11 protein-coding genes and 1 pseudogene are annotated in these 11,238 nt (G+C 69.5%); 1 reads left to right on the top strand and 11 read right to left on the bottom strand.

All coding sequences use genetic code 11. The annotated features are described in order from the left end of the window. Positions 1–286 precede the first annotated feature (286 nt). From yajC to pgsA, 11 genes and pseudogenes are all read right to left on the bottom strand, one after another. Complete coding sequence (gene yajC / locus U9980_RS04175) at positions 287–817, bottom strand: preprotein translocase subunit YajC (RefSeq protein ID WP_322753462.1); 531 nt, start codon at positions 815–817, stop codon at positions 287–289. Between the two features lie 359 nt (positions 818–1,176). Then, positions 1,177–2,208 carry a Holliday junction branch migration DNA helicase RuvB gene (gene ruvB / locus U9980_RS04180; protein WP_322750930.1) on the bottom strand — a complete coding sequence of 344 codons (1,032 nt, stop codon included), beginning with the start codon at positions 2,206–2,208 and terminating at the stop codon, positions 1,177–1,179. Between the two features lie 8 nt (positions 2,209–2,216). After that, a pseudogene (gene ruvA, locus U9980_RS04185) lies at positions 2,217–2,943 on the bottom strand (Holliday junction branch migration protein RuvA). Next, positions 2,940–3,476: a crossover junction endodeoxyribonuclease RuvC gene (gene ruvC / locus U9980_RS04190; RefSeq protein WP_322756133.1), complete on the bottom strand. Its 537-nt coding sequence runs from the start codon at positions 3,474–3,476 to the stop codon at positions 2,940–2,942. Before ruvC ends, ruvA begins: the two are co-directional and overlap by 4 nt. 216 nt (positions 3,477–3,692) lie before the next feature. Next, on the bottom strand, positions 3,693–4,448 hold the full coding sequence (locus U9980_RS04195; protein WP_322766759.1) for a YebC/PmpR family DNA-binding transcriptional regulator: 756 nt from the start codon (positions 4,446–4,448) through the stop codon (positions 3,693–3,695). Beyond that, positions 4,445–5,086 (bottom strand): pyridoxal 5'-phosphate synthase glutaminase subunit PdxT, encoded by a 642-nt coding sequence (gene pdxT, locus U9980_RS04200; protein WP_322766760.1) that lies wholly within the window; start codon positions 5,084–5,086, stop codon positions 4,445–4,447. Before pdxT ends, U9980_RS04195 begins: the two co-directional genes overlap by 4 nt. 11 nt (positions 5,087–5,097) lie before the next feature. After that, positions 5,098–6,063: a pyridoxal 5'-phosphate synthase lyase subunit PdxS gene (gene pdxS, locus U9980_RS04205; RefSeq protein ID WP_322766761.1), complete on the bottom strand. Its 966-nt coding sequence runs from the start codon at positions 6,061–6,063 to the stop codon at positions 5,098–5,100. A gap of 248 nt (positions 6,064–6,311) precedes the next feature. Further along, positions 6,312–6,935, bottom strand: a complete 624-nt coding sequence (locus tag U9980_RS04210) for a hypothetical protein (protein ID WP_322766762.1) — start codon at positions 6,933–6,935, stop codon at positions 6,312–6,314. 32 nt (positions 6,936–6,967) lie between these two features. Further along, positions 6,968–8,125, bottom strand: a complete 1,158-nt coding sequence (locus U9980_RS04215) for a glycosyltransferase family 4 protein (protein WP_322766763.1) — start codon at positions 8,123–8,125, stop codon at positions 6,968–6,970. Beyond that, positions 8,122–9,039 carry a phosphatidylinositol mannoside acyltransferase gene (locus U9980_RS04220; RefSeq protein ID WP_416210148.1) on the bottom strand — a complete coding sequence of 306 codons (918 nt, stop codon included), beginning with the start codon at positions 9,037–9,039 and terminating at the stop codon, positions 8,122–8,124. Before U9980_RS04220 ends, U9980_RS04215 begins: the two co-directional genes overlap by 4 nt. A 36-nt stretch (positions 9,040–9,075) precedes the next feature. After that, positions 9,076–9,747 (bottom strand): phosphatidylinositol phosphate synthase, encoded by a 672-nt coding sequence (pgsA, locus tag U9980_RS04225; protein ID WP_322766765.1) that lies wholly within the window; start codon positions 9,745–9,747, stop codon positions 9,076–9,078. 265 nt (positions 9,748–10,012) lie between these two features. Between pgsA and U9980_RS04230 the strand changes: the two genes are divergently transcribed. Further along, the coding region (locus U9980_RS04230; protein ID WP_322766766.1) for a GTP-binding protein at positions 10,013–11,238 on the top strand (1,226 nt) is incomplete at its 3' end.

Below are 11,238 nucleotides of genomic sequence, written 5' to 3' on the forward strand. Positions count from 1 at the left end.
TGCCTTCGTCAGTGCTCACGTCGCCCGTCTGGTGGAGCAACCGGCCCACCGCAGGCGACCTCAGATCCGGCAGTACCGCCGGAAACGCACAGCGGACTATGTTCGCTCCGCCTGCGGCCGGCCAGGACAACACCGGCCGAGACAACAGTGTCAGCCGGCGCCCAAGGTATCGGAACGACTGTCAAGCCGGATGCGTTCCTGTACCCCGTTCAGGCAGGCCCGTCCTAGAGCCCGTTTCCGACCGTCTGTCCGGCCCGTTCGGATGATGTCGCATCAGCGGACCGCACTACCCACCGGGCGCATCCGACTTCCCCGACGTCTTCCCGTTCCCGGGAGAGTCGCTCTTGGTCACGTCCGTCTTGGTCGCATCACTCTTGGTTACGTCCGTCTTGGTCATGTCGATGTGCGAGTTGGCCGAACCGTGGTCGTCAACCCCGGCATCACCCGGCGCGACGTCGTGATCCGAGTAGCCCTCGACCGCCTCGGCATCGTCCGGCGCGTCGTCGTCCGACGCCTCGTCGTCCGACGCGGAGACAACCCTGGCGATCGCCGCGCGAGCGAACCGGCACACGACGTCCGGCGCGACCTCCAGTAGCACGTCACCCTCGTCGACCTCGACCACCGTCGCGTAGAGCCCGGCCGTGGTCACCACCAGGGTGCCCGGAACAAGCGAGGCCAGCGTCTGCTGCTGCGCCCGCTGGCGGCGCCGCTGGGTCGACATAAAGAAGAAGACAACCACCACAATCAGGATCAGCGGCAGAAAACCGCCGATCCCGCTACCGCCACCATTCTGGGCCGCCGTCTCGGCGACCACCATTGCCTGCACGTCCACGTCCTCCCATGTAGTGCGGCCGATGCTACGTACCGACCGCGGGCTCGTGACGCGCAGGCCCCCTAGCGACCCGGGACTTCAGCCGCCTGCGCTGCGACAGAACCACGATCGCATCGCCTTCGGCCCGCCAGGGCGCTCTTGGAGCGCCCAGCAACAGGGGACGCGGCGTCGCGGGGCTCGGGCACGCACCTCGCCGCATCGCTCCCCATCCATCGCTGCGCGATGCACGGGGTACCCCGGCTCCGTCGGTCGACACCCACAACCTCCGGTGCCTCCCTCCTCCGTCTTTCGATCTACGTACCCCAGCCCCGCTCCTTCATCCACGCCCCTATTGCCGGGCACTCTTACCGCGGGACCTGAGAACGTCCCAGGGCATCATCAAGGGGATCAAGACCGAGATGGGTGAACGCGGCAGGGGTGGCGATCCGCCCGCGGGGGGTCCGGGCCAACAGACCCGCACGGACCAGGAACGGCTCGGCGACCTCCTCGACCGTGTCGGGTTCCTCCCCCACAGCGACCGCCAGAGTCGTCAGGCCCACCGGACCGCCGCCGAAACGGCGCACCAGCGCCTCCAACACGGCCCGGTCGAGCCGGTCCAAGCCGAGCGCGTCTACATCATAGACGCGCAGGGCGGCCCGGGCGACCTCGCGCGTGACGATTCCGTCCGCCCGCACCTCGGCGTAGTCACGAACCCGGCGCAGCAGCCGGTTGGCGATCCGCGGCGTCCCACGCGACCGCCCGGCAACCTCGGTGGCGCCGTCGCCGGTGAGACGTACCCCCAGCAACCCGGCCGAGCGGGTCAGCACACTGGTCAGCTCATCGGGATCGTAGAAGTCCATGTGTGCGGTGAACCCGAACCGATCACGCAGCGGGCCGGTGAGAAGACCTGACCGGGTGGTCGCGCCAACCAGGGTGAACGGAGCGAGGTCCAGCGGGATCGCGGTCGCGCCGGGGCCCTTGCCGAGCACCACGTCGACCCGGAAGTCCTCCATCGCGGCGTAGAGCAGTTCCTCCGCGGGGCGGGCGATCCGGTGGATCTCGTCCAGGAACAGCACGTCGCCCGGAGCGAGCGCGGTGAGGATCGCGACGAGATCTCCCGCGCGTTCGACCGCCGGACCGCTGGTCATCCGCAACGGGACCGACAGCTCCCGTGCGATGATCATCGCCAGGCTGGTCTTGCCCAACCCGGGTGGCCCGGACAACAGGACGTGGTCGGGCGGACGGGCGCGGGCCCGCGCCCCTTCCAACATGATCGTAAGTTGCTCGCGGACCTTCTGCTGGCCGATGAACTCCGCCAGGCTCCCCGGCCGCAGACCGGCCTCGAACGCCTGCTCCTCCGGCTCAGCCACCGGCGAGACCAGACCCTCGGCATCCACAGGCTGCATCACCGGGGCCGCAGGGCGGCCAGCGTCCGGCGCAGCAGCAGAGCTACCGTGTCCGGCGCCTGATCGTCACCGACAGCGGCAGCGTCACCCAGGCCGTTGTCACTGGCGCGCACTGTGGTCAGCGCGTCCTCGGCCTCACGCGCGGTGTAGCCAAGCCCGAGCAGCGCGAGACGAACCTGTTCGGCAACGGCGACCCGGGGTCTGTCTGGCACCGCCGACGGACCGCCGCCCACGCCGGCATCGCTGTTCGCGTCGGCATCGTTGTCCGCGTCGGCACCGTTGTTCGCGCCGGCGTTCCCACCCTGGGCCACGGGCACCGACATCGGCGCGGCGAGGCGGTCCTTGAGATCGAGGACGATGCGCTGCGCACCCTTGCGGCCGATGCCGGGCACCTTGGTCAGAGCGGCCAGATCCTCAGCCGCGACCGCGCGGCGCACGCCCGTCGGGGCTGTGCACGCCGAGGACGGCCTGGGCGAGCCGGGGACCGACCCCGGACGCGCTCTGCAGGGTTTCGAAGACGTCACGTTCGTCGGCATCGGCGAACCCGTAGAGAGTGAGCTCGGTCTCCCGGACGACCAGGGTGGTGGCCAGGCGCGCATCCTGGCCTACCCGCAGCCGTGACAGCGTCGCGGGGGTGCACTGCACGAGCAGCCCGACCCCACCGACCTCGACGACGGCTGCTTCGGGTGACAAGGCTGCGACCGTGCCCGAAACAGAAGCGATCATCGACCGGTCTCCTTCCGGACAGCCTGGCCACCGTGGACCGCAGCCGCCATCCTGGCCAGCGCCGGGCCACGCCACAGGTGGCACAGGGCCAGGGCCAGGGCGTCCGCCGCGTCGGCCGGACGCGGCGGATCGGGCAACCTCAGCAGGCGGCTCACCATGAACGCCACCTGGGCCTTGTCCGCCCGGCCGCTACCGCTGACCGCGGCCTTCACCTCGCTGGGCGTGTACAGCGCCACCGGTAGGCCCCGCCGGGCCGCCGCGACGATGGCCACCGCCCCGGCCTGCGCGGTACCCATGACCGTCCGGACGTTGGCCTGGCTGAACACCCGCTCGACCGCGACCGCATCGGGGTTGTGCCGGCCGATCCATTCATCCAGGCCCTGCTCAAGTGCCCACAGCCGGGCTGCGACGTCGTCGGTGGCCGGCGTGCGCAGCACACCGACCGCAACCAGCGAGGCGTTCCGGCCGGGGCCGCCGTCAACCACACCGAGACCGCAGCGCGTGAGCCCCGGATCGACACCGAGCACCAGCACCAGCGCCCTCCCGCTGGCTGGTCCGCGGACCAGCCGTTCTGAATCCTGACTTCAGCTACCGTCGACCATTGTGGCCCCGTGACGGTTCGCCACGGTCGCGACACGCGCGAACGTCCGTTCGACTCTCGAAACGCCAGGTCGCACCTGACACCCGCGCGTTGCGATGCGCGAGGAGTGAGGCGCAAGGAGTGACTGGCAGCCGGCGAGAAAAACCCGTCAGGCCGAGACCAACTCCATGATCTCATCCGAGATGTCAGCATTAAACCAGACATTTTGGACATCGTCGAGATCTTCCACCGCCTCGACGAGTTTGAGGACCTTGCGGGCGGATTCCTCGTCCAACGGCACGCTGACGCTCGGCAGCCACGACAGGTCCGCGGCCGAAACCGCGAGCGCGGCGCCCAGCGCGGCGACCCGCACCACATTGAGGTCCGTCGCCTCGGACACGACCTCGAAGGCGTCACCCAGGTCGTTGACCTCCTCAGCGCCGGCGTCGAGAACGGCGGCCAGGACGTCATCCTCGCTCAGACCGGGCGTTTTGGGGACCAGGACGACGCCCTTGCGGTTGAACAGGTACGAGACCGAACCGGGGTCCGCGACGGTACCACCGTTTCGGGTGATCGCGACCCGGACGTCGGAGGCGGCCCGGTTGCGGTTGTCGGTGAGGCACTCGACCAGGACGGCCACACCGCTGGGCCCGTACGCTTCGTAGGTGATCTCCTCGTAGTTGACGCCGCCGGCGAGCTCCCCCGAGCCCCGCTTGACGGCCCGGTCGATGTTGTCGTTCGGCACCGACTGCGACTTGGCCTTGGCAATGGCGTCCGCCAAGGTCGGGTTTCCGGCCGGGTCCCCACCACCGGTCTTCGCCGCCACCTCGACCGACTTGATCAGTTTTGCGAACAGCTTGCCACGACGCGCATCGACGACTGCCTTCTTGTGCTTCGTGGTCGCCCACTTGGAGTGACCGCTCATGCCCTGCCCCTCACCTGTACCGACCCCTGCCTTCCACGATTGCCTGTGACAACGTCGACGAACATCCGGTGTATCCGGATGTCACCGGTCAGCTCCGGGTGGAATGCCGTTGCCAGCAGATTGTCCTGGCGGACCGCGACAATTCTGTCACCAACCCGGCCCAGAACCTCAACCTCGTCCCCGACCTTCTCCACCCACGGTGCCCGGATGAAGACCGCTCGAACCGGCCCGCCGGCGACACCGACGAGATCGATATCCGCCTCGAACGAGTCCACCTGACGGCCGAACGCGTTGCGCCGCACGACGACATCCAAGCCTGCAAGCAGCGGTTGGCCGGGTGCGGCGTCCAGGACCTCGCGGGCCAGCAGAATCATGCCCGCACAGGATCCGAACACCGGCAGCCCGTCCGCGATCGCCGCACGCAGGGGTTCCAGCCAATCGAACACGCGCAGCAGCCGCCCGATCGTGGTGGACTCCCCACCGGGCAGGACCAGCCCGTCCACCGCTTCCAGATCGGACACGCGCCGGAGCTCCATCGGGTCGGCGCCGACCGCGCGCAGCGCCCGGACATGCTCGCGGACGTCGCCCTGCAGTGCCAGCACGCCCACCCGCGCCGGCCGCGCTGCCGGAGCGATCATGCCGAGGTCGCTCACCAGCCGCGATCGGCGAACCTGGCCGTGGGCTCCAGCTCGCCGGTGCTGATGCCGACCATCGCCTCCCCGAGACCACGCGAGACCTTCACCAGGACGTCGGCGTGGTTGTACATGGTGGTGGCTTCGACGATCGCCCGCGCACGCCGCGCCGGATCACCGGACTTGAAGATGCCCGAGCCGACGAACACGCCGTCGGCGCCCAGCTGCATCATCAGTGCCGCGTCCGCGGGCGTGGCGATGCCACCCGCGGTGAACAGGACGAGCGGCAGGCGCCCCAGGCTCGCGACCTCGGCCACGAGCTCGTAAGGGGCGCGCAGATCCTTGGCCGCGGCGAACAGCTCGCTGGGGTCCAGCACCGACAGGCGGGCGATCTCCGCTCTGATCGTGCGCATGTGCACGACGGCGTTGGACACCTCGCCGGTACCCGCCTCACCCTTCGACCGGATCATCGCCGCACCCTCGCCGATGCGACGCAGCGCCTCACCCAGGTTGGTCGCGCCGCAGACGAACGGGACGGTGAACCGCCACTTGTCGATGTGGTGGTGCGGGTCGGCGGGGGTGAGGACCTCGGACTCGTCGACGTAGTCGACCCCCAGCTGCTGGAGCACCTGGGCCTCGACGAAGTGGCCGATACGCGCCTTGGCCATGACCGGGATCGACACCGCCTCGATGATCTCCTCGATCATCTCCGGGGCGCTCATGCGAGCCACCCCGCCCTGGGCACGAATGTCGGCCGGCACCCGCTCCAGGGCCATCACCGCGACCGCCCCGGCATCCTCGGCGATCCTCGCCTGGTCGGCGGTGACCACATCCATGATCACTCCGCCTTTGAGCATCTCCGCCATGCCCCGCTTGACCCGGGCCGTCCCCACCTGGGTACCGGCGGAGCGGGGAGGCTCGGCCACCCGTACGGGCCCGTCGTCGGGCTGCGCAGGCTCGGGTGCGGTCAGGCCATCGGACATGACTCGCCTCTCTTTACACGGATCCGTCGGGAGCAGGTGTCCCTGCCCACGCGAACGTCGACAAACCGGACTTCGGCCTCCCGGGCCACCGGCGGATGCGCGCATTCGCACCGGACGGGGGACGCCTCATCGTACGGCCGAAGCACCACCGCAATCCCACCCGGGCACCCGGGTAGGCACACGGGCGGTCGGAGACGAGTGGTCGCGACGGCATGCCGCATGCCGCACGCCGCATTACAGAAAGGGCATTATGGGGCGAATCCGGTCATATCACCATTCAAGGTACCAGCGTCGGGCTTGTGCTCGTCAACATCGCCGTCGATCTTCCCGTCTCCGCCACTGCGCACCGGGAGGGCGTCGTCGATCTCGAAGTAGGCGGGCAACGGTCTGCGCCCGGACAAGCGCAGTATCCGGACGATCCGCCTGCTTCGCAACGCCCGGACATCACGAACCGCGTCATTGTGCAGCTGGCGGGCAAGGGCCACCCTCGCCGCGGCGACGTCCACCGCGTGCAGGGCGTCAGGCGCGCGATCGGCTGTCGCCGCGACCTGCGCTGACCGCAACGCCCGGCTGAGGTTGTTCTCCACCGCTTCGGCGTCGTTGTCCAGCGGACCGTCAGCAGCGAGAGCCGCATGCGCCGCCCGCGCCCGCGCCACCGCCTCGCCCAGCTCCGCCAGTTCGCACTGTCGGACGAGTTCCCCGGCCGCGGCCACGCGCAGCGCCAGCTGGGCGGTCAGTCCCGTGCGGGCGTCGGTGACCCGCACCGCGAGGCGGTCGAGACGGCTCGCGAGCCAGGTGAGGTACGTGGCGATCAGAACGATGACCGCGACCGTGAGGACAACTAGGGGCACCTCGCGCAGCGTAGTCAACACCGGGTGACGCCGCGCCAGGGGATTGACTCCGATCAAGCAGAATGACGGATCGCCTTCTGCTGGGAACCCACTGCTACCGATACCGGCGCGTCGCCGGCGACCATCTCGTACACTCCGACGATACTTTTCGCGATCATCGGCCAGTCATAGGCGGTTACCACCGCCCGGCCCCGATCGCTGAGGCGGCCACGCTCGCCCGGATCGGCCAGCAGCCCGGCAAGCGCATGGGCAAGCCCCGCCGCATCCCCGACCGGGAACAGTCGGCCGGCGTGGCCGTCGTCGAGGACGCGACGGAAGGCGTCGATATCGCTGGCCACAACCGGCGCGCCGGCGGCCATCGCCTCCAGCAGGACGATGCCGAAGCTCTCCTGCCCCGTGTTCGGCGCGCAATAGATCTCCCCCGAATGGAACACCCGCGGTTTGTCCGCGTCGGAGACCAGACCGAGCAGGTGCACCCGGTCCCGCAGACCCGGCTCCACCCGGTCGAGCACCGCCTCGCCGTCGCCCGGGCCGGCGACCAGCAGTCGCGCCCGCTCGCACCGCGCCACCAGCGTCGGCAAGGCCGCCAGCAGCACGTCCAGACCTTTGCGGGGCTCGTCGATACGCCCCAGGAAGACCACGGTCGCACCGCCCGGTGGGCGCGTGGGCAGCGGTGTGGCGTCCCGGAAGGTGCCCACCGCCACGCCGTTGGGAATAAGAATCGCGTCCACGCCGAGATGTTCGACGATCGTTCGCCTCGCCGCCTCGGACACCGCGATCCGGGCCCGGACCTTCTCCATCGACGGCTGCAATGCGCCGTGCGCAGCCGTCAGGATCTTCGAACGCGGGTTGGACGTGTGGAAGGTGGCGACGATGGGACCGTCGGCAAGCATGCAGGTGAGCAGGCTGACGCTGGGCGCTGTGGGCTCGTGCACGTGCAACACGTCGAAGTCGTTCTCCCGCAACCACCTGCGCACACGGGCGGCTGACACCGGCCCCATCAGCAGCCTGGCGACCGAGCCGTTGTAGGGCACCGGCACCGCGTGGCCCGCGTCCACGGCATATGGCGGGAGGGTTGTCTCATCGTTGACCGGAGTGATCACCGAAACGTCGTGACCCAGCCCGATGAGAGTCTCGGCGAGGTCGCGCACATGGACCTGAACCCCTCCGGGTACGTCCCAGGTGTAAGGGCAGGCCAGCCCGATCTTCATGTTTCCACTCCGGCCGGCGGCGGGCAGGATGCGGGCTCAACGGGCTCAACGGGCTCAGCCGCAGCGGCGGTCGCCGGCTCGTCCCGCCAGATGCGTTGGAGCATGTGCCAGTCCGCGGGGTAGGCCGCGATTCCCTCGGCGAAGGCGTCTGCCAGCGCCTGGGTCATCTGCGCTACGTCGGTATGCGGCACAGCCGGGTGAATGCGCACACCCCAGCCGTCCGGATCGAACCACAGCGTGGCAGGCAGCAACGTCGCCCCGGTCCGCAGCGCGAGCGCGGCCGGCCCCGGCGGCATCGTGGCCGTCGCTCCGAAGAAGGTGACCGGCACCCCGTCCGCGGACAGGTCACGGTCGGCCAGCAGGCACACCGTGCCGCCGGCGAGCAGGCGATCCGCCAACAGGTCAAAGGGTGGCCGCTCACCACCGGTGAGCGCGATGACCTCCATGCCGAGCGCGGAGCGGAATCGTATGAACCGGTCGAACAGGGATGCCGGTTCCACCCGCTCGGCAACTGTCGTGAACGGTTCCCCGTTCGCGGCGAGCCACGCGCCGGCATGCTCCCAGTTTCCCATGTGCGGCAGCGCCGCGATGGTGCCGCGGCCGGACGCCAGTGCCGCCCGTAGCCGCGGTTCCGCCACCATCCGCATGCCCTTGATGATCCGTTCGCGCGGCATGTCCTGCAGCCGGAAGACCTCCAGCCAGTAGCGGGCGTAGGACCGCATGGCAGCTCGCGTGAGATCGTCGAGGTCGGCGTCGGGTGGGACTGTTCGCGCCAGGTTTGCGCGCAACCGACGGACTCCGCGGCCGTCCCGGCGCACGGCCGCATCGGCCGCCGCGGTGAACACCCGCGCGGCGACACGCTCGGGCAGGACACGCACGACCCGCCAGCCCGTCGCGTAGGCCAGGTCCGTCATCCGAGCACGCGCAGTCGTCAACGCCGGCCGGCCCCGTCAGTGGACCCGCGTTGCCGCGGGCGGTTCGACCGGCAGCCGGGCCGCCCGCCCGGCAGCGCCCTGGCCTCGCCCCAGGTACTGCCGATGGACATGGACGATCCGCTGCGCCACCGTCAACACCGTGGCCGCGGCGAGGAACCACAGCGCGGCCGGTAGCAGATACGGCACGCCCAGTCCGTAGAGACCAGCGGCGACCAGAACGACCAGAAGCCGCTCACCGCGTTCGGCGAAGCCGACGTCACAGTGAAATCCCAGCCCTTCCGCCCGGGCCTTGACATACGAGATGATCGAACCAGCCGTCAGGCAGATCAGGGCGGCCACACACAGCGGCAACGAATCACCGTCACCGGCGTACCAAATGATCAACGAGCCGAAGATGGCGCCGTCACCGACCCGGTCGGAGGTGGAGTCCAGAAACGCACCCCACGGCGAGGAGATCCCGCGAGCGCGGGCGATGAGTCCGTCGATGAGGTCGGAGACGGCGAACAGTGTGATGACGACAGCGCCGACGAAGAAGACCCCGCGGGTGAAGAAGCCCAGCGCCCCACCGACCACGCCGATGGTGCCCACGATGGTCACGGCATCCGGTGACACCCGCGACCGGGCCAACCGCTCACCCAGAGGATCGAGCACGTGCTGGATCTGCGGTCGCGCCTTGCTAGCGAGCATGTCCCGTCCCGTCCCGTACGTCCCGCACTGCTCGTTCACAGTACTGCCGGCACGATCGGCAACCGCCACATCATTCGACCGACACGGGTTGTTCACACGCCCGTCAAGGAGGAATCTGTTCCCAAGGGGCTCGCGTTCCCTGCAGGGCTCACCTTCCCTGCAGGGCTCACCTTCCCTGAGGGCTCAGTAATCCGTCCGGCAGCCGTCCACTGGTTTCTCACCGTACCCATTCACCCAGTGGCCATGTCACTGCGGGGAGGCGCGGGTGAAGTCAGCACCATGCGAGGTCCGTCCCGATCACCAACGCGGCGCCGACGTGCGCAACATCGTCCTGGTCGGCCACACCGGAGCGGGTAAGACCACCCTGGCCGAGTGCCTGCTGGCCACAGCGGACGGCGGTGAGGCTGCGCACGGCCGTGCCGCCAATGCCCGACATGCCGAACATGACGACACCGAGAGCCGGCAGCGCACGCTCAACCTCACTGCGCTGTCCACGATGCACCGGGGATTGCGGATCAACCTTCTCGATACACCGGGGCTCGCTGATTTCATCGGGGACCTGCGCGCCGGCCTGCGCGGTGCCGACGCGGCCCTGTTCGTGGTCAGCGCCCTCGACGGAGTCGACGGCTTCACCCGGCTGCTCTGGGACGAATGCGCCGCCGCCGCAACGCCCCGCGCAATCGCGATCACCAAGCTCGATCGCCCTCAGGCCGACTTCGCCTCGACCCTCACCGTCTGCCAGGAGGTGTTCGGGGCGGGCGTGCTCCCGCTGTACCTGCCAGTCGGCCGCCCGCGGCCTGACGAACCCGGGCCCGGTGAGCAGCGATACCGGCTGGTCGACCTGTTGGCACCGGCCGAGGGTGGTCCGGCGAGCCAGCACGGCGGTACGAGCCAGCACGGCGGTACGAGCCAGCACGGCGGGCCGGGGGCGGTTGCCGCGGCCCGCGACGCCCTGATCGAAGGGATCATCGCCGAGAGCGAGGACGAGTCCCTGCTGGACCGTTACCTCGCCGGTGAGACACTGTCGACGAAACTGCTGCTCGACGATCTGGAGACCGCGGTCGCCCGCGGCCGTTTCCATCCGGTCGTGGCAACCGTCGGGAACGGAACCGACACACTGGGCGTGACAGAGCTGTTGGACCTCTTCGCGCGAGCGTTCCCGTCCCCGTTCGAACATCCGCTACCAGCCACCAGCCGACCGGACGGATCGCCGTGTCCGCTGCCGTCAGGCGACCCCGACGGTCCGCTGGCCGCCGAGGTCATCAAGACCACGACCGATCCCTATGTCGGACGCATCTGCCTCATCCGGGTGTTCTCCGGAACGCTGCGCCCGGACACGCCGGTTCATGTCGCCGGACACGGCCGGGCCGACCGGGGCCACCCCGACCACGACGAGGACGCGAAGATCGGCACGATCTCCCGGCCGCTGGGCCGGGCGACGCAGCAGACCGTCGAGATGTGCCGGGCCGGCGACATCTGTACCTGTCTCTT

This window comes from Protofrankia sp. Cr1, from assembly GCF_963555865.1.
Lineage (GTDB): Bacteria > Actinomycetota > Actinomycetes > Frankiales > Frankiaceae > Protofrankia.

Coding starts and splice junctions, on each gene's coding strand:
- pdxS (WP_322766761.1), bottom strand. CDS start 6,063: ATGTCCGATGGCCTGACCGCACCCGAGCCTGCGCAGCCCGACGACGGG.
- pgsA (WP_322766765.1), bottom strand. CDS start 9,747: ATGCTCGCTAGCAAGGCGCGACCGCAGATCCAGCACGTGCTCGATCCT.
- U9980_RS04195 (WP_322766759.1), bottom strand. CDS start 4,448: ATGAGCGGTCACTCCAAGTGGGCGACCACGAAGCACAAGAAGGCAGTC.
- U9980_RS04220 (WP_416210148.1), bottom strand. CDS start 9,039: ATGACGGACCTGGCCTACGCGACGGGCTGGCGGGTCGTGCGTGTCCTG.
- pdxT (WP_322766760.1), bottom strand. CDS start 5,086: ATGATCGCTCCGGCAGCGCGGCCGGCGCGGGTGGGCGTGCTGGCACTG.
- U9980_RS04215 (WP_322766763.1), bottom strand. CDS start 8,125: ATGAAGATCGGGCTGGCCTGCCCTTACACCTGGGACGTACCCGGAGGG.
- yajC (WP_322753462.1), bottom strand. CDS start 817: ATGGTGGTCGCCGAGACGGCGGCCCAGAATGGTGGCGGTAGCGGGATC.